The organism is Mesorhizobium sp. WSM4884, from assembly GCF_029625675.1.
Classification (GTDB): Bacteria; Pseudomonadota; Alphaproteobacteria; order Rhizobiales; family Rhizobiaceae; genus Mesorhizobium.
Window position 1 is genome coordinate 202,501 of sequence record NZ_JARTVO010000003.1, and the last position, 22,842, is coordinate 225,342.

Sequence of the window (22,842 nt, forward strand, 5' to 3'; positions counted from 1 at the left end):
CCGTAGGAAAGGACATCAACCGAGACTCCGGAAGTAGTGGCGAGCGAACCCGGACCAGGCCAGTGGCGATTGAGAGACAAGCGGAACCTTCTGGAAAGTTGGGCCATAGCGGGTGACAGCCCCGTACGCGTAATGCGATCAATCGTCCTCGAGTAAGGCGGGACACGTGAAATCCTGTCTGAAATTGGGAGGACCACCTTCCAAGCCTAAGTACTCGTGCATGACCGATAGCGAACTAGTACCGTGAGGGAAAGGTGAAAAGCACCCCGACAAGGGGAGTGAAAGAGTACCTGAAACCGATTGCCTACAAACAGTGGGAGCCCGCAAGGGTGACCACGTACCTTTTGTATAATGGGTCAGCGACTTAGTGTGACGAGCAAGCTTAAACCGATAGGTGTAGGCGCAGCGAAAGCGAGTCTGAACAGGGCGTTCAGTTCGTTGCATTAGACCCGAAACCGAGTGATCTAGCCATGAGCAGGCTGAAGGTAAGGTAACACTTACTGGAGGGCCGAACCCATAACTGTTGCAATAGTTCGGGATGACTTGTGGCTAGGGGTGAAAGGCCAATCAAACTCGGAAATAGCTGGTTCTCCGCGAAATCTATTTAGGTAGAGCGTCGACCGAATACCCCAGGGGGTAGAGCACTGGATGGGCTAGGGGTCCTCACCGGATTACCAAACCTAACCAAACTCCGAATACCTGGGAGTACTAGTCGGCAGACACACGGCGGGTGCTAACGTCCGTCGTGAAAAGGGAAACAACCCTGACCTACAGCTAAGGTCCCCAAGTTATGGCTAAGTGGGAAAGGATGTGAGGATCCCAAAACAACCAGGATGTTGGCTTAGAAGCAGCCATCATTTAAAGAAAGCGTAACAGCTCACTGGTCTAAATAAGGGTCTTTGCGCCGAAAATGTAACGGGGCTAAAGCCATACACCGAAGCTTAGGGTTCGTGAGCAATCACGAGCGGTAGCGGAGCGTTCTGTAAGCTGATGAAGCCGTACCCGTGAGGGGCGGTGGAGGTATCAGAAGTGCGAATGCTGACATGAGTAACGTAAGGGGAGTGAGAGACTCCCCCGCCGAAAGACCAAGGGTTCCTGCTTAAAGTTAATCTGAGCAGGGTTAGCCGGCCCCTAAGACGAGGCGGAAACGCGTAGTCGATGGGAATCACGTTAATATTCGTGAGCCTGGAGGTAGTGACGGATCACACAAGTTGTCCAATCTTATCGGATTGAAAGGGCAGCGGAGTGGTTCCAGGAAATAGCTCCTCCTTATAGACCGTACCCGAAACCGACACTGGTGGTCTGGTAGAGTATACCAAGGCGCTTGAGAGAACTATGCTGAAGGAACTCGGCAAATTGCACGCGTAACTTCGGAAGAAGCGTGACCCTTTTCTGCGCAAGCAGAGGAGGGTGGCACAGACCAGGGGGTAGCGACTGTTTATCAAAAACACAGGGCTCTGCGAAGCCGCAAGGCGACGTATAGGGTCTGACGCCTGCCCGGTGCTGGAAGGTTAAGAGGAGGGGTGCAAGCTCTGAATCGAAGCCCCAGTAAACGGCGGCCGTAACTATAACGGTCCTAAGGTAGCGAAATTCCTTGTCGGGTAAGTTCCGACCTGCACGAATGGCGTAACGACTTCCCCGCTGTCTCCAGCATAGACTCAGTGAAATTGAATTCCCCGTGAAGATGCGGGGTTCCTGCGGTTAGACGGAAAGACCCCGTGCACCTTTACTATAGCTTTACATTGGCATTCGTAGTGGCATGTGTAGGATAGGTGGTAGGCTTTGAAGCCTGGGCGCCAGCTCAGGTGGAGCCACCCTTGAAATACCACCCTTATTACTATGGATGTCTAACCGCGGCCCGTTATCCGGGTCCGGGACAATGTATGGTGGGTAGTTTGACTGGGGCGGTCGCCTCCTAAAGAGTAACGGAGGCGCGCGATGGTGGGCTCAGAACGGTCGGAAATCGTTCGCTGAGTGCAATGGCATAAGCCTGCCTGACTGCGAGACTGACAAGTCGAGCAGAGACGAAAGTCGGTCATAGTGATCCGGTGGTCCCGCGTGGAAGGGCCATCGCTCAACGGATAAAAGGTACGCCGGGGATAACAGGCTGATGACCCCCAAGAGTCCATATCGACGGGGTTGTTTGGCACCTCGATGTCGACTCATCGCATCCTGGGGCTGGAGCAGGTCCCAAGGGTATGGCTGTTCGCCATTTAAAGCGGTACGTGAGTTGGGTTCAGAACGTCGTGAGACAGTTCGGTCCCTATCTGCCGTGGGTGTAGGAATATTGAAAGGATCTGTCCCTAGTACGAGAGGACCGGGATGGACGGATCTCTGGTGGACCTGTTGTGGCGCCAGCCGCATTGCAGGGTAGCTATATCCGGACGGGATAACCGCTGAAGGCATCTAAGCGGGAAACCCACCTTGAAACGAGTATTCCCTGAGAACCGTGGAAGACGACCACGTTGATAGGCCGGGTGTGGAAGAGCGGCAACGCTTGAAGCTTACCGGTACTAATAGTTCGATCGGCTTGATCGTTCTCATTACTTGTGCCCATTGTAGGCGGCACGAATAGACAGCTTCTCGATTTGAACGTGCGTTTTGCCGACCTGGTGGTTATGGCGGAGCGGCTGCACCCGATCCCATTCCGAACTCGGCCGTGAAACGCTCCAGCGCTGATGGTACTTCGTCTCAAGACGCGGGAGAGTAGGTCGCTGCCAGGTCTGCCAAGCGCACGTTCGACAAAGTCTTCTCCTTACGATAAGGCCCGCCGAACGGGATCCTGGGCCGCGCAAGCGGCCTTTTCATTTGGCGGCCACTTGAATTCGGTAAGCTTATGCTTACCTCTATGGTTGGCGCGGGGTGGAGCAGCCCGGTAGCTCGTCAGGCTCATAACCTGAAGGTCACAGGTTCAAATCCTGTCCCCGCAACCAAGTTTCAAAACGGCCCGCCTCGCGCGGGCCGTTTTCGTTTTTGCGCCGAACTTTGTTTGCGTCGCCATGCGTTTTTCCAACTCGACTCCACACGACTTTGCGGCGATGGTCGCTCGGCGCCCGCTGTCACACGTTTCGGCCGCGGACGCTAAAGCGCGGCGCGCTGAAACGGATACCGGCGACGCGCTTCAAGTCTTTGTTTGATGCATGTCGTTGCCCCAAAACCGCTGCGTACTTTTGGGCGGCATGCATCAGGTTTTTGATTTTACGCATGTCTTTGTCCCGAAACCGGTTCCCACTTTCGGGAGACATGCTTTAACGCATGAGGAGCACAAGATGCGGCAGGCGCTGATCGTATGGGGCGGATGGGAAGGCCACGAACCCGAAGCCGGAGCTAACGTCGTCAAGACGATGCTCGAGGAAGAAGGCTTTGCCGTGCGCATGGAAAACACGACCGCGGTGTTCGCCGATCCGGCCATCGCGGAGCTCAGCCTGATCGTGCCGATCTACACCATGTCCAAGCTCGCCAAGGCCGAAGAGGCCAATCTGACCAAGGCGGTCGAGAGCGGCGTCGGTCTCGGAGGCTATCATGGCGGCATGGGCGATGCATTTCGCGAATCGACGGAATACCAGTTCATGTGCGGCGGCCAGTGGGTCGCGCATCCCGGCAATATCATCGATTACCGGGTGAACATCGTGCGGCGCGACGATCCGACCATGGCCGGCATCGAGGACTTCGCTTACCGCTCCGAGCAGTATTACATGCATGTCGATCCCTCGAACGAAGTGCTGGCGACCACCACCTTCTCGGGCCAACACGCGCCGTGGATCGACGGCGTGGTCATGCCGGTCGTGTGGAAGCGCCGGCATGGCAAGGGCCGGGTGTTTTATTCGTCACTCGGCCATGTAGCCAAGGAGTTCGAGGTTCCGCAGATGCGAACGATCCTGCGCCGCGGCTTGATCTGGGCGGCACGCTGAGCTGGCAAAGATCATATGAATTGTGATTTACATAAGACCTAGCCTTCCATACAACAGCTAGCTGCAGCGTGCTCTACGGGAGAGGATTGCGTGGAAACCATCGTTCCTGCGGATGCAATCGGCTGGATGCCTTCGGTCGACCAGGGCGGGGCGAGCGTGCACAACGCCGTCGTCAGCGTGCTGGGCAGCCGCATCCTGGGCGGGAACTATGCTCCCGGCGACGCCCTGCCGCGCGAGGACGAGCTCTGCGCCATGCTGGGCGTCAGCCGCACCTCGGTCAGGGAAGCGGTCAAGGTGCTGTCGGCGAAAGGCCTCGTCGAGGCCAGGCGGCGCGCCGGCGTGCGCGTGCTGCCGCGCGACAACTGGCGGCTGCTCGACCCGGTGGTCCTTGGCTGGCACCCGGCGATCCAGGACGACGAGGAACTGGTCTCCGGACTTTTGGAGGCACGCAGGATCTTCGAGCCGGCGGCCGCGGAACTCGCCGCCAGGCGCGCCACCGCTGCCGATCTCGCCGATATCGAGCGCGCGGTGGTCGGCATGCGCGACAACATCCCTGGCGATCTCAACGCCGTCTGCCAGGCGGATCTTGCCTTCCACAAGGGCGTCATCGCCGCCAGCCACAATGTCGTGCTCAAGGGGTTGGTCGGCATGCTGGAGGCTGCGCTGCGCGCCACATTCCTCGTCACCAACCCGCTGATGGAAGCGCAGTCGCGCGCGCTCTCGGCGCATGTCGCGGTGCTGGAGGCGATCCGCATCCGCGATACCGCCGGCGCCCGCGCCGCCATGAACAGGCTGCTCGACATCGCCGCCGACGACCTCCACACAAAAGCCTGACACGCCTTCTTGACGCCAATTTAGATCATATGATAATCGAATTTCATATGATCTAAGTGCCATCTGGGAGGAGTCGCGCTTGAGAATCGTGGCGATCACCACGCGCGTCGTGAACGCGGATATGCGCAACTGGGTGTTCGTGCGTATCGAGACCGACCAGCCGGATCTCTATGGCTGGGGCGAGGCGACGCTGGAATGGAAGACCCAGGCCGTCGTCGGCGCCGTCGCCGACTTGGCGCCGCTGCTGATCGGCCGCGATCCGCGCGACATCGAGCAGGCGGTGCGCATCCTCAAGAAGCATTCGTTCTGGCGGCTGGGCGTGATCGGCATGTCGGCCGTCTCGGGCATCGAGCTGGCGCTCTGGGACATTTTCGGCAAATGGCTCGATCAGCCGGTCTGGCGATTGCTCGGCGGCAAGGTGCGCGACCGGGTCAAGGTCTATACCCATCTCGGCCTCGGCGACATGCGCGCCGTCTATGAAACGTTGGACGCCGAGCCGCTGGTGCAGCGGGCCTCCGAGGTGGTAGCCAGGGGCTATCGCGCGCTGAAGGCCGTCTTCATCCCTTATAGCCACTATCACGCTCCGCTCATCGAGGTCGACAAGGTCGGCCGGCTCATGGAGGCGCTGCGCAAGACGGTCGGGCCGGAAGTCGAGATCATGGTCGACTTCCACGGCCGTCCGGCCTCCGCTTCGACCGCGCTCGCCTATATCGACGCGCTCGCGCCGCACCGGCCTATGTTCGTCGAGGAGCCGCTGCCGCCGGGCGAGACCGGCGCGCTGGCGCAGCTCGCCGCCAAGTCGCGCGTGCCGATCGCCACCGGCGAGCGGTTGGTCGACCGTCCCGAATTCGACGATCTGTTCCGGGCAGGGGCGGTCGACGTCGTGCAGCCGGACATCTGCCATTGCGGCGGCCTGCTCGAGGCCAAGAAGATCGCGGCGATGGCCGAGGCGGTGTCCGTAGGGGTGGCGCCGCACAATCCGCTCGGCCCGATCGCGGGCGCCGCGGCGCTGCATTTCGCCGTCTCCACCCCCAACCACCTGATCCAGGAGGAGATGGTCGGCGCCGTGCCCTGGTATTTCGAGGTCGTGAAGGGGCCGATCCGCATGGTCGACGGCTGCTGGCAGGTGCCGGACGCGCCGGGGCTCGGCGTTGAGGTCGACGAGGTGGTCGCAGAGCGACATCCTTACAATCCCGAAGTCATGCACACCACCAACGCCGTGCTCGCCGACGGCACCATCGTGGACTGGTGACGATGGCGGGGCGTCTCAAGGACAAGGTGGCGATCATCACCGGCGCCGGGCGCGGCATCGGCGAGGCGACGGCGCGCGCGATGGCGGCCGAAGGCGCCGCGATCGTGGTGGCGGAAAAGGACGCTTCGGCGGGGGCGAAGGTCGTCGCCTCGCTCGTCGAAAGTGGTGCGCGGGCGCTGTTCGTGGAAACCGACGTCGCGGACAGCAGATCCTGCGAGGCGATGGCGGAACAAGCGCTTGCCGCCTACGGCCGCATCGACGTGCTGGTCGCCAATGCCGGCATCAACGTTTTCCACGAGCCGCTGGAAACCACGGAGGAGGAATGGCGGCGCTGCTTTGCCGTCGATCTCGACGGCGTGTGGTATTCGGCGCGCGCAGTTCTGCCGGCGATGCGGGCTCAGAAGCAGGGGTCGGTCGTCGCCATCGCGTCCTGCCATTCCTTCGCGATCATCCCGTCCACCTTTCCCTATCCGGTCGCCAAGCACGGGCTGATCGGCCTGGTGCGGTCGCTCGGCATCCAATACGCCGCCGAAGGTGTCCGTGTGAACGCGATCGCGCCCGGCTACATCGAGACGCAGATCGCGGTCGACTACTGGAACACATTTGCGGACCCGCAGGCGGAGCGCCAGCGCACCTACGACCTGCACCCGCCGCGCCGTATCGGCCGGCCGGAGGAGGTGGCGATGACCGCCGTCTTCCTCGGCTCAGACGAGGCGCCGTTCATCAACGCGGCCTGCATCGTCATCGATGGCGGTCGCTCGGTTCTCTACCACGAATGAGGTTTCGCACCGGCGGCCGGTCGCCGGAAACGTCTTCAAACGGATCACGTCCCGCCGGCCCGGGATCGATAGGGAGGAAAGCCAATGAAAAAGATGATCAAGGCATGCCTTGCGGTGGCGGCGACCGCCGCCGTCGCGTTGACGGTCCATGGCGCCGGCGCGCAGGATAAGATGAAGTTCGGCTACATTAACAAGATGGGCGACCATCCGTGGTTCGTGCGCGAGGTGAAAGGCGCCAAGGACAAGGCCGCCGAGCTCGGCGTCGACCTGCTTGTCCAGGACGTCCAGTTCGACGCCAACCTCGCCGTCACCACCTTCGACACCTATGTCGGGGACGGCGTCAAGGGCATCGCCGTGGTGGTGCCGGATCGTTCGCTCGGCCCGGTCGTCGCCGACAAGGCGAAGGCCGCCAAGATCGGCCTGATCGCGGTCGACGACGACATCGCCTTCGCCGACGGCACGCCGGTTGCCTATGTCGGCATGAACGCGCTCAACATCGGCAAGCAGGTCGGCACCGAGATCGCCCGCATCGCCAAGGCCGAAGGCTGGGACAAGGACCTCTCCAACGTGCGCGTCGGCTCGATCGAGGACCAGAAGGCCGACACCTGCATGCGCCGCAACAAGGGCGCGCAGGAAGCGCTGGTCGCGGCGATCCCGGAGATCAAGTCGCGCATCGTCTCGATCCCCTACGACAACACCATGGTCAACTCGATCGACGTCGTTTCGACCACGCTGACTGCCAATCCGGATGCCGAGAAGTGGATCTTCTTCTCCTGCAACGACGACGGCGTGCTCGGCGGCGTGCGCGCCACCGAGAATGCCGGCATGAAGCCGGAGAACGTCATCGGCATCGGCATCGACGGGTCGCGTTCCTGCGAGGCCTTCGGCGCCGGCAAGCCCTCGGGCTTCCGCGGCACGATGTGGCTGGACAGCGCCAAGCATGGCGCGGCCGCGATCCAGGCGCTCTACGACCAGGCCACCGGCAAGGAGATGCAGAAGGACTATTTCCAGGACGCCACCCTGATCAGCGGCGAGAACTTCGACAAGTTCAAGGATACGCTCGGTTGCAAGTCCTAGGCTTTCTTTCCGCCTCACGGCGGGTGGCCCTTGGGCGGGCGGCTTCATGCGGAGCCGCCCGTCGATGACCGTGCCCGTCGTTTCCGTCGAGGGCGTCAGCAAGCGCTTCGGCGCCGTGCAGGCGCTGCGAGATGTGTCGGTCGCCTTCAATGCCGGCGAGATCACGGCGCTCATCGGCGAGAACGGCGCCGGCAAGTCTACGCTGATGCGCGTGCTGGAGGGTGAGCACAGGCCCGATGCCGGCCGGGTGCTGGTCGATGGGCAGCCGGTCCAGCTCAGCTCGCCGCGCGTCGCCCATGGCTCTGGCATCCGCGTCATCCATCAGGAGCCGGAGATCATTCCGGAGCTGACGGTGGCGGAAAACATCTTCATCGGCGACATCAGGGCGCGCGGCGGCCTGTTCCTCGACCGCGCGGATCTGGAGCGGCGCAGTCTCGATCTGCTCGGCACGTTCGGCGTGGCCGACGTGCTGTCGCCCGGGCAGCGCTGCCATGGGCTCAGCCCGGCGCTCAGGCAGCTCATCGAAATCATGCGGGCGCTGCGGCCAGGCGCGAGGCTCCTCGCCTTCGACGAGCCGACTTCGTCCCTGACGGAGGACGAGGCGCAGCGGCTGTTCCGCGTCATCCGGCGTCTGAAAGCCGACGGCGTCGCCGTGATCTACATCTCGCACCGCCTGCGCGAGATCATCGAGCTTGCCGATCGCTGCGTGGTGATGCGCGACGGCAGCCGCGTCGCCGACGAGCCGATCGCGGCGCTCGACGAGCAGCGCATGGTGCGGCTGATGGTCGGCAGGCCGGTGAGCGACCTGTTCAACCGAAGAGAACGCACGCTGGGGCCGGTCCGGCTGGCGCTGGAAGCTGTCACGACACGCCGGGTCGACGGGATCAGCTTCGAGGCGAGGGCCGGCGAGATCGTCGGGCTGGGGGGACTGGTCGGCGCCGGACGGACGGAAGTCGCGCGCGCCATCGTCGGCCTCGACCCGCTGCTGTCGGGACGGATGACGGTCGGCGGCCGACCCTACAAGCCGCGCGAACCGGCCGATGCCGTCGCGGCCGGAATCGGGCTGGTGCCGGAGGACCGCAAGCAGGAAGCGCTGCTCTTGATGCAGGCTGTGCGCGACAATGTCAGCCTCGTGGTGCCCGACATGGTGTCGCGCTTCGGCTTCTTCAGCCGCAGGCGCGAGCGCGCGCTGGTCGCCCGCCACGTCGCCGAGCTCAGGGTGAAGACGCCGTCGATCGAGCAGGCCGTCGGAAAACTGTCCGGCGGCAATCAGCAGAAGGTCGTCTTCGCGCGCTGGCAGGCGCGGGGGCCGGCCGTGCTCATCCTCGACGAGCCGACGCGCGGCATCGACGTCGGCGCCAAGGCAGAGATCTACAGGCTCATCGAAAGCCTGGCCGACCAGGGCCTCGCCATCCTGCTCATCTCCTCCGAGATGCCGGAGCTGCTCGGCCTCGCCGATCGCGTTCTGGTCATGCAGAGCGGGCGCATCAGCGGCGAGCTTCCGTGGCAGGAAGCGAGCGAGGAAGCGGTGCTGGCCTTGGCCATGCGCTCGGGAAAAGAGACAATCGAGAGGAGAGTATCGTGACCGATACCGCGACCGCCGGCCGCGAACACGCGCCGGCAAGTCTGTTCGGCCGCATCGGCGCGCAGAACATCAGTCTGCTGATCGCGCTGATCGTGCTGCTGGCGATCTTCGGCGCGCTCAGGCCCGACGTCTTCTTCACGCCGCGCAACCTGATCAATATCGGGCTCGCGGTCACCATCCTCGGCATCCTGGCAATGGCGCAGACCGTGGTCATCGTCTCCGGCGGGCTCGACATCTCGGTCGGTTCCATCGTGGGCCTGAGCACCATGGTGCTTGCCGTCGCCGCACAGGAAACCGGCTCTATTTCGGCCGGTATCCTGGCCGGGCTGCTCGCCGGACTTGTAGCGGGCGCTGTCAACGGGCTGATCATCGTCTACGGCCCGGTCAACGCGGTGATCGCGACGCTTGGAACGATGTCGGCCTTCCGCGGCCTCGCCTATCTGATGAACAACGGCAACTCGATCCCGATCACCGGCGACAGCCTGCGCGCGCTCGGCATCGGCACCTTCCTTGGCCTGCCTTTTGCCATCTGGCTGCTGATCGCCGCTATGGCGGCGTTCATCGTCTTCACCCGCGAGACGGTGGTCGGCAGGAACATCTACGCGCTCGGCGGCAATCCGACGGTGGCGCGGCTCGCCGGCATTCCGATCCGCCGCTATCAGATCTCGATCTACGCCATGAGCGGCTTCGCGGCAGCGGTGGCCGGCTTGGTGCTCGCCAGCCGCACTATGTCCGGACAGCCGGCCTCCGGCAGCCAGGGGCTGGAGCTCGAGGCGATCACCGCCGCGATTCTCGGCGGCTGCGCGCTGCAGGGCGGCAAGGGCACGATCGTCGGCGCCATGTTTGGGGTGCTGATCATTGGCGTCCTCAATAACGGCATGATCCTGACCAGCGTGCCGACCTTCTACCAGCTGCTTGCCAAGGGCGCGCTGCTGATCCTGGCGGTCATCGTCCAGGAGCGCCAGCGGGCGCGGGCGGGAGAGTAGGCCGTGTGCGCAGATCGGCCACTACACGCTTGCGATGCAGGTCTCAATCTCGAAGCATTGGATTGCGGTTCCTATTTCAGGAACTGACGGAAGCGGCGGAGCGAGAACGCAAACAGCAGCATGCCGATGACCAGCAGCGCCGCAAGCTGCGGCCAGACGACATCGAGGCCCGCGCCGCGGAACAGGATCGCCTGGGCCAGCATGACGAAATGCGTGTTGGGCGCGACGAACATGACGGCCTGGATGGCGAGGGGCATACTCTCGCGCGGGGTCACGCCGCCGGACAGCACCTGCAGGGGCAGGAGCACCATCATCAGCAGCAGGCCGAATTGCGGCATGGAGCCGGCGACGGTGGCAAGGAAGATACCCAGACAGGTCATGGCGACGATGTCGAGGGCCGCGCCCACCATGAAAAGCGCGATCGATCCGTTTATCGGGACCGACAGCAGCCCCTGGATGACGAAGACGAGCGCAAGGCCCGACGCCACGAGGACGACGATGCCCATGGACCAGATCTTGCTCGTCATGATTTCGAACGGGGTGACCGGCATCACCAGCAGATGCTCGATCGTGCCGTGCTCGCGCTCGCGTATCAGCGCGGCACCGGTGAGCACGATCGAAAGCATGGTGATGGAGGAGATGACATTGGTGATGGCGCCGAACCAGCCCTTGTTGAGTTCGGGATTGAATCGCGCCCGCAGGTCGAGCTCGACGGGGAGCGAAGTCTGGGAGCGATAGTGGTTCAGGAATTCGTTCACTTCCCCCGAAACGATCGACTGGACATAGCCTCCGCCGGTAAAGGCCTGCGACATGCGGGTGGCGTCGATGTTGAGCTGAACCGTTGGAGAACGGCCAGCCAGGAGGTCGCGCTGGAAGCTCGGCGGAATGTCCAGCGCGAATGTGTCCATTCCTGAATCCATGCGGCTGTCCATCTCGGGCTGGGAGATCAGTCGCGGCGCGGTGAAGTAAAGCGGGTAAAATGCCGTGACGATACGCGATGAGACCGGCGACTGATCCTCGTCGACGATAGCGATCGCAGCATGATTGAGCGTCTCGGGCATCGCCTTGGATTCGGTGTAGATGGCGACGGTGAAGGCGTAGACGATCAGCACAAGCATCATCGGGTCCCGTACAAGACCGCGCAGTTCCTTGATGCCGAGCTCGTATATGTTGGCGATGCGCATCAGCGGGCCTGTTTTCTCAAAAAAGCCGCTCCAAGGCCGAGCAGCACCGGAATGGCGACGAGCAGCGGCACGAACGCGCCGGACAGGTCGGCAAAGCCGAGCGCTTTGGAAAAGACGCCGCGCGAGATCGTTACGAAATAGGTGGTCGGATAGATCCGGCCGATGAATGCACCCACGCCCTGCAGCGACGAGACCGGGTCGATCATGCCCGAATATTGGGTGGCGGGGATCATGGTGAGCAGTGCGGTTCCGAAGATCGCCGCGATCTGGCTGCTCATGAAGGTCGACAGAAAGAGCCCCATTGCGGTCGTGGCCATGACGTAAAGAAGGGCGGCGGCGGCGAATGCAGGAAGGCTGCCGGTCAACGGCACGCCGAAAACGAAGACGGCAAAGGCAGTCAGCAGCACGAAGTTCAGCATCGCGAGGATCACATAGGGGATCTGCTTGCCGACCAGGAATTCGAGCCGGGTGACGGGCGTGACGTAGAAATTGATGATGGAGCCGAGTTCTTTCTCCCGCACCACGCTCAGCACGGCCAGCATCGCAGGGATCAGCAGGAGAAGCATCGGGAGGACGGCCGGAACGATGGCGTCGAGGCTGCGGACGTCGGGGTTGTAGCGGTAGCGGATATCGAGCTGGAAGGCGCTGGCGGTGGCGGCGTCGCCGTAGAGTTCGCGCGCCTTCCGCGTGAGCCAGCCGGCATGCATTCCCGAGACATAGCCCAGCACGGTTTCGGCGCGCGTCGGCATGGCGCCGTCGATCCACGCGCCGATCGTGACGTGGCGACCGCGCGCGAGGTCACGCCCGAACCCGGTCGGAATTTCGATGGCGAGATTGAGTTCCCCGTCCTCCATGCGCCGATCGAGATCGGCATAGTCGGTGATCGGCGTCTTCTCGGTGAAATAGCGCGAGCCGGCGATCTGCAGCACATAGTCCCGGCTGATCGTCGTGTCGTCGCGATCGAGGACGGCGAAGGAGAGATTCTCGACGTCCATGTTGATGCCGTAGCCGACGACGAACATCAGGATGAGGCTGCCGATGGTAGCCAGCGTGGCGCGGATCGGATCGCGTGCGAGCTCCATCGCCTCGCGGCGGGTGTAGGCGAACATGCGGCGCAGATCGAAGAAACGGCCGTCGCGGCTCTCTTTGGGTTGGCTGTGCGGCGCGCCGAGCGCTTTCGCGAGCGGTACTGTTTCGGCGGCCGAGCCCGATGTGCCGCGCTGCTCCGGCCCCGTCGCCTCCTCCAGATATCCGACGAAGGCTTCTTCCAGCGTTGCCGCCGAGCGGCTCCCGACGATGCCGGCGGGCGTGTCGCTGATCAGTACTTTGCCGGCGTGCATAAGCGAGATGCGATCGCAGCGTTCCGCTTCATTCATGAAATGCGTGGAGACGAAGATCGTCACGTTCGCCTTACGGGAGAGATCGCCGAGAATCCGCCAGAACCCGTCGCGGGCAACAGGATCGACTCCGGAAGTGGGCTCGTCGAGGATCAGTATCTCGGGGGAATGGATCATCGCTACCGCCAGCGACAGCCGCTGGCGGATGCCGAGCGGCAGTGCTTCGGGCAGCGCGTCGACGTTGTCGGCCAGACCGAACTGCCGCGCGACCTCCTCGACCCGGGACGGGATCGCGGCGTCGGCCATGCCGAAGAGTCGGGCATGCAGATCGAGGTTTTGCCGAACCGTCAGTTCCGAGTAGAGGGAGAATCCCTGTGACATATAGCCGACGCGCCGCCGCACCTCGATGTCGCGCGAGTCGATCTCGCGTCCGAACAGCCGTGCCTTGCCGTCGCTCGGTTCGAGCAGCCCGGTCAGCATCTTCATGGTGGTCGTCTTGCCGCAGCCATTCGAGCCCAGGAAGCCGAAGATCTCGCCGCGGCCGATGCGGAAGCTCACGTCGTCGACCGCGGTGAAATCGCCGAAGCGCATGGTGAGATGTTCAGCCTCGATGGCGGATACGCCGTCGGCATCGGCGGGTCGCGGAGGGATCTTCACCGTCTCGTGGCTGCCTCGCTTCTCCGGCGGGAGAAGGGCGATGAAAGCCGCGTCGAGGTCGGGCGCGCCGGTCCGTGCGAGCAGGTCGGCCGGGGCTCCGGACGCCAGCACCCGGCCTCCATCCATCGCCACCAGCCAGTCGAAGCGCGAGGCCTCCTCCATGTAGGCCGTCGCGATGATGACGCTCATGCCGTCGCGGCTCTTGCGAATCTCATCGATCAGTTCCCAGAACTGGCGGCGCGACAAAGGGTCGACGCCGGTAGTCGGCTCATCCAGGATCAAGAGGTCCGGATCGTGGATCAGGGCGCAGCAGAGGCCGAGTTTCTGTTTCATACCGCCCGAAAGCTTGCCGGCCTGCCGATCGGCGAAAGGCGCAAGTCCGGTACGCCTCAGGAGCTCGCCGATGCGGCGCTCCCGCTCCCGCCGGTCGTGCCCGAAAAGGCGGCCAAAGAAATCGATGTTGTCGAACACGGACAGCGTCGGATAGAGGTTCTTGCCAAGGCCCTGCGGCATATAGGCGATCTTTGGGTAGACACTCTGCCGGTGGCGGAGATCGGCCATGTCTCCGCCCAGCACCTCGATATGACCTTCCTGTATCGTCCGCGCTCCGGCAACCAGGGAAAGCAGGCTGGATTTGCCGACGCCGTCCGGCCCGATCAGGCCGACCATGCAGCCGGTCGGGAAGTCCAGCGATATGGCATTGAGAGCCCGGACCTTCCCATAGACATGGCCGACGTTCTCCAGCCGCGCGACCCGCTTCGGCGAGAAGGCAGCGGCGCCGTCCGCCCGAGCGTTCATTGCACAAGCTTTCCTTGGACGCCGGCCGGCCATTCAGCCTGCGGGTCGAGCCGCACATAAGCCACACCGGGCAAACCCGTCTTGACCTGCTGGATATATTTGCGGAGCAGCTCCGGCGAGATATGCGCCTTGATCCGGAACATGAGCTTCAGGCGCTCCTCCTCCGTCTCGACGGTCTTTGGCGTGAACTGCGCGACGTCCGCGACGAAGGTCACCTTGGCGGGGATGATGTATTGCGGCGCCGCATCGAGCACGAGGCGTACGTCGGAGCCGATGGCGACGCGGCCAGCCTGCGCGGTCGACAGGAAGAACGTCATGTAGACATCGCCGAGATCGACGAGGTTGAGCACGCGCCCGCCGCCCGCAAGCACCTCGCCGGGTTCCGCCACCCGGAATTGGACACGTCCATCGCGCGGCGATTTCAGCACGGCGTCGTCGATATCGGCATCGATGCTTTCGATCGCCGCCTGCGCGGCATCGACCGCGGCCTTGGCATCGACCACCTGTGCCCTCGCAGCATTGATGGCCGCCTCGCTGGCGGCGAGCTGGGCCTGCGCCGCGGCAACGGCGGCCTTCGCGCTCTGCTCGGCGGCGCGATCGTTGTCCAGAACCTGCTGGGAGACGGTGTTGTTGACCGCGAGCTGCTGGGAGCGCGCCAAGGTCCGCTCGGCGGCGTCGAGCTCGGCCCCGCGCTGCGCGACGACCGCGGCGGCTGCCGTCTTTTCGGCTTCGCGTTGCGTCACCAGGCTGCCGGCGGTCTCGACGCCGATGGTGGCGCGCTGAAGCTGCGCCTCGGCCTGGCGGCGCTGAGCCTCGATCTGGGTGGTGTCCATGCGGGCAAGCACTTCGCCGGCTTTGACGAAATCACCTTCGCCGACCAGGATTTCCTTGATCCGCCCCGATGCTTTCGTGGAGACGTCGATTTCGACCGCTTCGATGCGGCCGTTACCGCTGGCGATGCCTTGCGGCAACGCCCCGGCCTCGGATCGCTGCCATGCGTAATAGCCGGCTGCCGCGAGCGCGATCAGAATGACGGGAGACAGCCACCGTAACGAACCTTTCATTGGCGGCCTCCTGCGTTGCGCGACGCGCGGACGAGCGCGGGCGGCGCAAAATGGATCCGTTCAGGGCTCAACGAGATGCCGATCATGGCGGGGGGACTCCGTTCGGGCTGAGAGCTGAACGGGACCAAAACAGAGGCCCGGCATGGCGACCTTGATCCGCATCAATCGCGGGAGAAGCACACCGGCGGCGCAGAACGGCCTTCGAGGAAAGTTGCCCAGGTCACCAGAAGTCCGTGCCCTGTTTCATCGCATCGAGGCGTTCGCCGACCTTCGGACAGACCGAAGCGCCTCCTTAAGGCGCGTTAAGGCGCGTTGCGTCGAAACGGATTTGATCGACGCGCTTCAGGTCGTTGCTTCGATGCACGTCGTTTTCCCAAACCGATGCACAGTTTTGGGCGATTAAACGCTTTCGAGATAGGTCTCGATCTCGAAATCGCTGACGTTGAGCGCGAAGGTGTTGAGCTCCTGGCGCTTGCAAGCGATGAAGGCGTCGCGCAGCACAGCCGGGAAGATTTCCGCGACGCGCGGCCCGGTTTCGAACGCGGCGATGGCCGAGGCCCAGTCCGGGGGCAGCTTGGCGAGCGTCAGTCCTTGCCCCTCGCCGCCGGTCGGCTCGCCGGGTGACAGTTGTTTTTCGATGCCCATCAGCGCGGCGCCCAGGATCGCCGCCAACACCAGATAGGGGTTGGCGTCGGCGCCGGAGACGCGATGCTCGATGCGACGCGCGGCAGATGGGCCACCCGGAATGCGTATCGCCACCATGCGGTTTTCGTAACCCCAGGCGACGGCTGTCGGCGCATAGGATCTTGGCCGAAGCCGGCGGTAGGAATTGAAATGCGGCGCGAACACCAGCGTGCTCTCGGCCATGGCGGCAAGCAGGCCGCCGACCGCGTGGCGCATGGTCTCGGAGCCCTGGTCGCTGCCGTCGTCGAAGATGTTGCGGCCTTCCTTGTCGACGACGCTGAAATGGACGTGGAACCCGTTGCCGGCGCGCTCGCCATAGGGCTTGGCCATGAAGCAGGCGGCAAAGCCATGCTTGCGCGCAATGCCCTTGACGGTGCGCTTGAAGAGCACGGCGTCGTCCGCGGCGCGCAAGGCGTCGGGAACGTGGTTGAGGTTGATCTCGAACTGGCCGACGCCGTTCTCGGCGATCGCGGTGTCGACAGGGATACCCTGCATGCGGCAGGCCTCGTAGACATCGTGAATGAAGGCCTCGAAATCGTCGATCTCGTCGATCGAAAGCGCTGCATCGGAATCGAGCCGCCGCCCGGTGACTGGCGAGACAGGGCCGACAGGCCGCTGCGATGTCGGGTCGACGAGGTAGAATTCGAGCTCGGTTGCAGCAACCGGCGTCAGGCCAAGCGCGGCATAGCGGTCGAGGATGCGGGCCAGCGCGCGGCGCGGGTCGCCGAGATAGGGCGCGCCGGCCTCATCCGCCAGCCACAGCGGCAACAGCGCCGTCGGATGCGCCGTCCAGTTGACCGGCAGGATGCCGCGTCCCGTCCAGTGGCAAAGGCCGTCGGCATCGCCGGTGGAGAAGACCTGCGCGTTGCCTTCGATGTCCTCTCCCCAGATGTCGAGCCCGATCAGCGAAAAGGGCATGCGCAGCTTGCCTTCGAGCGCCTTGCGCGCCTGCTCGACCGGGATGCGCTTGCCGCGCATGATGCCGTTGAGGTCGCACACCGCGGCCCTCAGGCTCTGGATGTCGCTCCTGCTGTCAAGCCAGTTCAAAACGTCCGCAATTGCATCGCCCAATTTCAACCCCTATTTTTCTGGAGGTGCTGTAGCCATTTCGGCTACGATATCCATTCTATAGCTTGTGAGTTCGTGAAGGCCGCCCAGGATGTTTTCGGGCTGATTTCCTTCATCTTTTCAATTCACTAGCTGGGATATCGGGCGGCATTTCCGGTCCACAATTTGCGATCTGCGATCGCAACATAGCCGGCGAGTGGGGGAAAGCCAAGGGGCATTCGAACGGTCGTTTACCGGCTGCGGCAGAAACCTTTGAGATGTCGGCGGGACAGAGGCGCGAAGGATCGCCAACGCCCGAATGTTACTGCCGCAGTTCCGGGAACCTGACCTGCTTGAGAATGTGTGTCGCACCTTCGCCGATGTCGCGCACGATGGCCGCGCTTGCCCGTTTGCCATCGCCGGCCTCGATCGCCTCCACGACCTCCTCGTGATAGTCGATGCCAAGAATGCCGGCGAGGTCGTCCTCGAAGCCCATGCGCAGGTTGCGCAGGAAAGGCCCGACCTGCATCCACACCGTCTCGATCAGGAAGATCATCTGTTCGTTGCCGCAGTGGCGATAGATCGAGAATTTGAAGTCGTGGTTCTTGCGCAGATAATCGTCGATGTCGCCGCTGCGGGCGGCCTGGGTGAGCTCGGCGCAGTGACGGCGGATGGCGCGCAGGTTGTTGCCGTTGATGCGTTTGGTGGCGAGCTCGGCGGCTGTGCCTTCCAGGATCGTGCGCACGTCGGTCAATTGCTGGAAGCGGTCGGCCGAGATCACCGGCACCTCGACGCTGCCGTTCGGCATCGGGCTCAGCGCCCTCAGCGCCTGCAGCCGCATGAAGGCGCTGCGCACCGGCATGTCGCTGGTGCCGAGCTCCTTGGCGAGCTTGCGCGAGGTCAGCTTCTGGCCGGGTTGGAGCTGACCCGACATCAGCGCCCGCACCAGTTCCAGATAGACTTTCTCATGCAGGGGTACCGTGTCGAGGGCAGTCAGTCCGAATTGTGTTTTGTCGGCCATTGGCTATGCGCTGCTTCGTCCGCCCTGAAATCCGTTTCGTCAAGCAATCCGCCGCCGGGATACTTGGCTGGCGGTTTCGAGCCGCACGATAGGCGGTTAACGCGCGCCGCCGCAAGGGCGGCCAGGATTGCATCCCGGCTGACTCGACGAGCGGCATCATGCGTGCGGTAGAGCGATTCTCCGTTGGCCTGACGCGGACCTCGGAACTGGCAGGCGGGCCTCGACCTCCGGCCAACAAAGATTCCCGTCGTTTAGCTGGCAGGAAGGCTCCCGGCCGTCGTTGCGCTTATTGGGTCCTGGCGAGGAAACTACGCCAGCCGCCATAGGCGGAGATATCCGTCGCCGCCGACAGACCGGCGGTCTCGGCCAGAAAACCCTTCGCCGATGTTCCGTCGTCGAGCTCGATGGTGCCGATGCCGAGCGGTGGCGGGATGGCGGCGACGAAGCGGCCGAATGCCTCGGCAGAAAGCCGCCAGACTTCGACCTCGATCGCGGTGCCGCCGCCTGCGACGCGGATCAGTCCCGGTTTTGGCGTGGCCTGGCCGGCAAGCTCATAGAGCTTGTAGGAAGGCGTCGTCGTCGTCGCCCGGCAGAAACGCGCGCCAGCTTCCTTGAGCTGGCCATTGAGCGGCATCCCCGAAAGATGCGCGCCGACGACAACCATTTCGATCATGCCATCCTCGGCCGATGCGCTGGCTGGGCGCGCGCTCGACTGCCGCCACCCGGTCGCGCCGAGGGCGAGGCCGCTCGCCGAATGCAGGTCGCGCGCGACCGCCGCGACGAGGCCGTCCCGGCTGGCGGCGGCCAGAAGCGTAACACTCATCGGCAGGCCGTCGTCGCGCCTGCCGGCCGGCACGGCGATGCCGCACATGTCGAGGAGATTGACGAAATTGGTGTAGGTGCCGAGCCGGCTGTTGGTGGCGATCGGATCGGCAAGCACGGCATCGACCGTGTAGTGGGTCGGCGCGGTCGGCACGCAGAAAAGATCGACGGAGGCGATGATCGGGGCAAGCCGCGCCTTGTAGGCCTGCAAGGCATAGAGCCCGCGGAAGGCGTCGGCGGCCGACAGGTTTCTGGCGCCGCCGATGATCTTGCGCGTCACCGGATGGAGCGCTGTTTCATTCGCCTCGAAGAAATCACGGATCGCCGCATAGCGCTCCGCCACCCAGGCGCCTTCGTAGAGCAGGTCGGCGGTTGCGTAGAAGTCGCCGAACGGGATCTCGACGAGCCTGGCGCCGCGCGCCTCCAGGGCAGCGAGAGCAGCTTCGAAGCCGGCCTGCATCGATGCGTCGCCGAAGAACTTCAGGTCGACCTTTGCCGGGACCCCGATGTTCAGCACCGGCGGGCGGGCGGCGAGTGGTTGGACGGCGATGTCGCGCGAATAGGGATCGGCGGCATCGTGCGCCGCGGCGGCCGAGAACACCGCATAGGCGTCGTCGACCGTCAGCGCGAAAACCGAGACGCAGTCGAGCGTCCGGCAGGCCGGCACCACGCCCGCCGTCGACAGCGCGCCGACGGTTGGCTTCAGCCCGACGATGTTGTTGAGGCCGGCCGGGATACGGCCCGAGCCGGCGGTGTCGGTGCCGAGCGCGAAGGAGACGATGCCGCGCGCCGTCGCCACCGCGGAGCCGGAGGAGGAGCCGCCGGGCACGAGCTTAGGATCGATCGCATTCCTCGGGATCGGCCAAGGCGTGCGCACGCCGACGAGGCCGGTGGCGAACTGGTCGAGATTGGTCTTGCCGACGACCAGGGCGCCCGCCGCCTTGAGCTTCGCTACGACCGTCGCATCCTTGTCCGGCGTGTAAGCATATTCAGCGCAGGCGGCCGTGGTCGGCATGCCGGCGACATCGATGTTGTCCTTGACGGCGAAGGGGATGCCCCAGAGCGGCTTGGCCACCGGGTCGAACGAGCCGAGCGCTTCGGCCTCGGCCAGCATCACGGCTTTTGTCGCAAGGTGGATGAAGATGCCGGGATCGCCCGCCGCCTCGATGCGGGCCAGCACCGTATCGATCACCTCGGCTATGCCGGTGCCGGCCCCGTAGGCGGCATGCAGGCTGGCGATGTCGAAGCGGATGTCGCTCATTTCGTCTCCCCCAGAATGATCACCGGCAGGTCCCATTGGATCAGCACGACGCAGCCGTCCTTCGTCCACACCGAATGCTCGGTGCCGACCGGATTGAGGATCACGCTGCCTGCCGGATAGTCATCGTTCTCGTCGCTTTGGGTGCCTTCCAGCACGACGATGGTTTCCAGCCCGGCATGGCGGTGGCGCGGCACACCGGCGCCCGGCTGATATTTAAGGACCGCCACGGACGGCTCGACCGGCCCGCCCTTGAGAAGCCAGTGCACCGTCACGCCGTCGCGGAAAGGCTCGAACGCCAGATCGCGCCAGCCACCGTCGACGAGGCCGGCAAAGGCAAGATTAGGCATTCGCAATTCCCTCGAGCACTTGGTCGGTGGTCGCCGTCCAGCCGACGATCGCGCCCTGCGCCTTGATCATGGCGAGCGCGGCGGTCTTGAATTCGGGAAAGTAGCTCTCCGTCGCGTCCTCGGCGACCAGACACTCATAGCCGCGGTCGTTGGCCTCGCGCATCGTCGTCTGCACACAGACTTCTGTCGTCACGCCGGCGAAGACCAGCTGCCGGGCGCCGATCCGCTTCAAGTCATCGCCGAGGCCGGTCGCGTAGAAGGCGCCCTTGCCGGGTTTCTCGATGACGATCTCGCCAGGCAAGGGCGCAAGCTCATCGAGGATCGCGGTGCCTGGCTCGCCGGCAATCAGCACGCGGCCCATCGGGCCGACATCGCCGATGCGGATCGACGGGTTGCCACGGTTGCGCTTGGCGGGCGGCAGGTCCGAAAGGTCGGGCCTGTGGCACTCCATGGTGTGGATCACCGGCAGGCCGGCGGCGCGGAAGCCTTCGATCAGCTTTTTCACCGTCGGCACGATCGCCGTCACCCGGCTGACATCGTTGCCGAGACTGGCGCCGAAGCCGCCGGGCTCGGCGAAGTCGCGCTGCATGTCGATGACAATAAGCGCCGTCGACTGCGGCTCGAAGGCAAAGGTGAAAGGCAGCGCTTCGATTTTTGCCATCAGTGGTGCCCCGCCATGTGCTCGCCGATCGTCTGAACGCTCGCCTGCGCGATCGGCGTCTCGTAGACCAGCGCGCCGTCGGACATGACGAGGATGCGGTCCGAGAGCTCCAGGAGCTCATCCAGATCTTCCGACATCAGGAGCACCGCGGCCCCCGCGTTGCGCGCCTTCATGATGCGGGCGCGGATTTCGGCGACGGCGGAAAAATCGAGGCCGAAGCAGGGGTTGGAGACGATCAAAAGGTCGACCTGGCCGGTGAGCTCGCGGGCGAGCACGGCGCGCTGCACATTGCCGCCCGACAGCGAGGCGATCGGCGAGGAGAGCGATGCGGTCTTGACCTTGAACTGCTCGACCAGCCGGGCGCTGAAGGATTTGATGGCGCCGGCGCTGATCCAGCTCACCGGCCTGCCGTTGCCATCGACGTCGAAGGTGCGGAAGGCGATGTTCTCGGCGACCGTCATCCTCGGCGCGCAGGCATTCTTCAGCGGCTCCTCCGGGATGAGGCGGACGTTGAGCGCACGCGCCTCCGCGCGTGTCGCGGCATAGGCCGTGCCGCGAACCATGACCTTGCCCGCCTCGCTAGCGCGCTGTCCGGCCAGCACTTCCAGGAACTCCTTCTGGCCGTTGCCCGAGATGCCGGCAATGCCGACGATCTCGCCGGAGCGCACGCCGAGCTCGGCGATGTTGATCGATTTGAGCCCGGTTCGGTCCGGCGCCTTCAGCGCCTTGACCTCGAGCACGATCTCGGCATCCGGCTCCGGCGCGGCGCGGCTGTCGAGCGCGGCGATCGGCTGGTCACCGATCATCATCGCCGCCATTTCGCTGCGCGAAAGAGCCGAGACCTTCCCGGTTCCTGTGAGCCTGCCCTTGCGCAACACCGTGATGTCGTCGGCGAATGCCGTGACCTCGTGGAACTTGTGCGAGATCATCAGCACGGTGAGGTCGCCCGCCTTCGTCATGCCGCGCACCAGGCCAAGCACTTCCTGCGCCTCGCCCGGGGTGAGGACTGATGTCGGCTCGTCCAGCACCAGGAAATTGCGGCCGAGATAGAGCTGCTTGATGATCTCCAGCTTCTGTTTCTCGCCGGCCGCGAGCTCGGCCACCTTGACGTCGAGCGGCAGCTTGAACGGCATGCGCTCCATGAAGGCTGCAAGTGCTGCACGCTCCTTGCGCCAGTCGATGATGCCCGGCACCTTCTCGCGCGAGATGACCAGGTTCTCGGCGCCGGTCAGCGAAGGCACGAGCGTGAAATGCTGATAGACCATGTCGAGGCCGAGCGCCGAGGCATCCCTGGGGCTGGCGATCGTCACCTGGCGTCCGTCGACCATCATGTCGCCCGACGTCGGGTGATAGAAACCCATCATGCATTTGACCAGCGTCGACTTGCCGGCGCCGTTCTCGCCGAGAAGGGCGTGGAAGGAGCCTGCAGACACTTTGATTGAGACGTCGTCGAGCGCGGTGAAGGCGCCGAAGCGCATGGTCATGCCGATGGTCTCGACGCCGATCGCCTTGCGGTGGAGAGTTCCGCTCATCGC

General features: G+C 64.0%; 17 protein-coding genes, 1 tRNA gene and 2 rRNA genes (1 of these 20 only partly in view). 10 read left to right on the forward strand and 10 right to left on the reverse strand.

What is annotated here, in order from left to right; genetic code table 11:
* The 3 genes from P9236_RS06235 to P9236_RS06245 all read left to right on the forward strand — a co-directional run.
* Positions 1–2,538: ribosomal RNA gene (locus tag P9236_RS06235) — 23S ribosomal RNA — on the forward strand (it extends 288 nt beyond the left edge of the window).
* 70 nt (positions 2,539–2,608) lie between these two features.
* Positions 2,609–2,723, forward strand: a 5S ribosomal RNA gene (gene rrf, locus P9236_RS06240).
* Between the two features lie 133 nt (positions 2,724–2,856).
* Positions 2,857–2,933: transfer RNA gene (locus P9236_RS06245), tRNA-Met, on the forward strand.
* 126 nt (positions 2,934–3,059) lie between these two features.
* Here P9236_RS06245 and P9236_RS06250 read toward each other — a convergent pair.
* Positions 3,060–3,206, reverse strand: coding sequence for a hypothetical protein (locus tag P9236_RS06250; RefSeq protein ID WP_278073731.1), 147 nt, complete (start codon positions 3,204–3,206; stop codon positions 3,060–3,062).
* 63 nt (positions 3,207–3,269) lie between these two features.
* On the opposite strand from P9236_RS06250, the gene P9236_RS06255 reads away from it, so the two are divergent.
* The 7 genes from P9236_RS06255 to P9236_RS06285 all read left to right on the forward strand — a co-directional run bounded on the left by P9236_RS06255 (position 3,270) and on the right by P9236_RS06285 (position 10,424).
* Positions 3,270–3,911, forward strand: coding sequence for a ThuA domain-containing protein (locus P9236_RS06255; protein ID WP_278073732.1), 642 nt, complete (start codon positions 3,270–3,272; stop codon positions 3,909–3,911).
* A gap of 90 nt (positions 3,912–4,001) precedes the next feature.
* Complete coding sequence (locus P9236_RS06260; RefSeq protein WP_278073733.1) at positions 4,002–4,745, forward strand: FadR/GntR family transcriptional regulator; 744 nt, start codon at positions 4,002–4,004, stop codon at positions 4,743–4,745.
* Between the two features lie 88 nt (positions 4,746–4,833).
* Positions 4,834–5,997: a galactonate dehydratase gene (gene dgoD / locus P9236_RS06265; protein WP_278073943.1), complete on the forward strand. Its 1,164-nt coding sequence runs from the start codon at positions 4,834–4,836 to the stop codon at positions 5,995–5,997.
* A 2-nt stretch (positions 5,998–5,999) separates the two neighbouring features.
* The gene (locus P9236_RS06270; RefSeq protein WP_278073734.1) at positions 6,000–6,776 is read left to right on the forward strand and encodes an SDR family oxidoreductase; all 777 of its coding nucleotides are present in this window, start codon (positions 6,000–6,002) and stop codon (positions 6,774–6,776) included.
* Positions 6,777–6,860: 84 nt separating this feature from the next.
* Positions 6,861–7,853, forward strand: coding sequence for a substrate-binding domain-containing protein (locus P9236_RS06275; RefSeq protein WP_278073735.1), 993 nt, complete (start codon positions 6,861–6,863; stop codon positions 7,851–7,853).
* Positions 7,854–7,917: 64 nt separating this feature from the next.
* Positions 7,918–9,438 carry a sugar ABC transporter ATP-binding protein gene (locus P9236_RS06280; protein ID WP_278073736.1) on the forward strand — a complete coding sequence of 507 codons (1,521 nt, stop codon included), beginning with the start codon at positions 7,918–7,920 and terminating at the stop codon, positions 9,436–9,438.
* Positions 9,435–10,424: an ABC transporter permease gene (locus P9236_RS06285; RefSeq protein ID WP_278073737.1), complete on the forward strand. Its 990-nt coding sequence runs from the start codon at positions 9,435–9,437 to the stop codon at positions 10,422–10,424. The genes P9236_RS06280 and P9236_RS06285 overlap by 4 nt, the downstream gene beginning before the upstream one ends.
* Positions 10,425–10,495: 71 nt before the next feature.
* Here the strand turns inward: P9236_RS06285 and P9236_RS06290 are convergent, their stop codons facing one another.
* The 9 genes from P9236_RS06290 to P9236_RS06330 form a co-directional block, all read right to left on the reverse strand.
* Complete coding sequence (locus tag P9236_RS06290) at positions 10,496–11,608, reverse strand: ABC transporter permease (protein ID WP_278073738.1); 1,113 nt, start codon at positions 11,606–11,608, stop codon at positions 10,496–10,498.
* Complete coding sequence (rbbA, locus tag P9236_RS06295) at positions 11,608–14,400, reverse strand: ribosome-associated ATPase/putative transporter RbbA (RefSeq protein WP_278073739.1); 2,793 nt, start codon at positions 14,398–14,400, stop codon at positions 11,608–11,610. The genes P9236_RS06290 and rbbA overlap by 1 nt, the downstream gene beginning before the upstream one ends.
* Positions 14,397–15,464: an HlyD family efflux transporter periplasmic adaptor subunit gene (locus P9236_RS06300; RefSeq protein ID WP_278073740.1), complete on the reverse strand. Its 1,068-nt coding sequence runs from the start codon at positions 15,462–15,464 to the stop codon at positions 14,397–14,399. Before P9236_RS06300 ends, rbbA begins: the two co-directional genes overlap by 4 nt.
* 399 nt (positions 15,465–15,863) lie before the next feature.
* Positions 15,864–17,219, reverse strand: coding sequence for a glutamine synthetase family protein (locus P9236_RS06305; protein ID WP_278073741.1), 1,356 nt, complete (start codon positions 17,217–17,219; stop codon positions 15,864–15,866).
* Between the two features lie 298 nt (positions 17,220–17,517).
* Positions 17,518–18,216, reverse strand: coding sequence for a GntR family transcriptional regulator (locus P9236_RS06310; RefSeq protein ID WP_278073742.1), 699 nt, complete (start codon positions 18,214–18,216; stop codon positions 17,518–17,520).
* A 286-nt stretch (positions 18,217–18,502) separates the two neighbouring features.
* Positions 18,503–20,299 carry an allophanate hydrolase gene (gene atzF / locus P9236_RS06315; RefSeq protein ID WP_278073743.1) on the reverse strand — a complete coding sequence of 599 codons (1,797 nt, stop codon included), beginning with the start codon at positions 20,297–20,299 and terminating at the stop codon, positions 18,503–18,505.
* Positions 20,296–20,646, reverse strand: coding sequence for a cupin domain-containing protein (locus P9236_RS06320; protein WP_278073744.1), 351 nt, complete (start codon positions 20,644–20,646; stop codon positions 20,296–20,298). Before P9236_RS06320 ends, atzF begins: the two co-directional genes overlap by 4 nt.
* Positions 20,639–21,307 (reverse strand): isochorismatase family cysteine hydrolase, encoded by a 669-nt coding sequence (locus tag P9236_RS06325; RefSeq protein WP_278073745.1) that lies wholly within the window; start codon positions 21,305–21,307, stop codon positions 20,639–20,641. The genes P9236_RS06320 and P9236_RS06325 overlap by 8 nt, the downstream gene beginning before the upstream one ends.
* A complete protein-coding gene (locus tag P9236_RS06330) occupies positions 21,307–22,839 on the reverse strand; it encodes an ABC transporter ATP-binding protein (RefSeq protein WP_278073746.1) in 1,533 nt (510 codons plus the stop codon). Before P9236_RS06330 ends, P9236_RS06325 begins: the two co-directional genes overlap by 1 nt.
* Between the last annotated feature and the right edge of the window lie 3 nt (positions 22,840–22,842).

Coding starts and splice junctions, on each gene's coding strand:
- P9236_RS06250 (WP_278073731.1), bottom strand. CDS start 3,206: ATGCGTAAAATCAAAAACCTGATGCATGCCGCCCAAAAGTACGCAGCG.
- P9236_RS06255 (WP_278073732.1), top strand. CDS start 3,270: ATGCGGCAGGCGCTGATCGTATGGGGCGGATGGGAAGGCCACGAACCC.
- P9236_RS06270 (WP_278073734.1), top strand. CDS start 6,000: ATGGCGGGGCGTCTCAAGGACAAGGTGGCGATCATCACCGGCGCCGGG.
- P9236_RS06275 (WP_278073735.1), top strand. CDS start 6,861: ATGAAAAAGATGATCAAGGCATGCCTTGCGGTGGCGGCGACCGCCGCC.
- P9236_RS06280 (WP_278073736.1), top strand. CDS start 7,918: ATGACCGTGCCCGTCGTTTCCGTCGAGGGCGTCAGCAAGCGCTTCGGC.
- P9236_RS06290 (WP_278073738.1), bottom strand. CDS start 11,608: ATGCGCATCGCCAACATATACGAGCTCGGCATCAAGGAACTGCGCGGT.
- rbbA (WP_278073739.1), bottom strand. CDS start 14,400: ATGAACGCTCGGGCGGACGGCGCCGCTGCCTTCTCGCCGAAGCGGGTC.
- P9236_RS06300 (WP_278073740.1), bottom strand. CDS start 15,464: ATGAAAGGTTCGTTACGGTGGCTGTCTCCCGTCATTCTGATCGCGCTC.
- P9236_RS06310 (WP_278073742.1), bottom strand. CDS start 18,216: ATGGCCGACAAAACACAATTCGGACTGACTGCCCTCGACACGGTACCC.
- atzF (WP_278073743.1), bottom strand. CDS start 20,299: ATGAGCGACATCCGCTTCGACATCGCCAGCCTGCATGCCGCCTACGGG.
- P9236_RS06320 (WP_278073744.1), bottom strand. CDS start 20,646: ATGCCTAATCTTGCCTTTGCCGGCCTCGTCGACGGTGGCTGGCGCGAT.
- P9236_RS06325 (WP_278073745.1), bottom strand. CDS start 21,307: ATGGCAAAAATCGAAGCGCTGCCTTTCACCTTTGCCTTCGAGCCGCAG.
- P9236_RS06330 (WP_278073746.1), bottom strand. CDS start 22,839: ATGAGCGGAACTCTCCACCGCAAGGCGATCGGCGTCGAGACCATCGGC.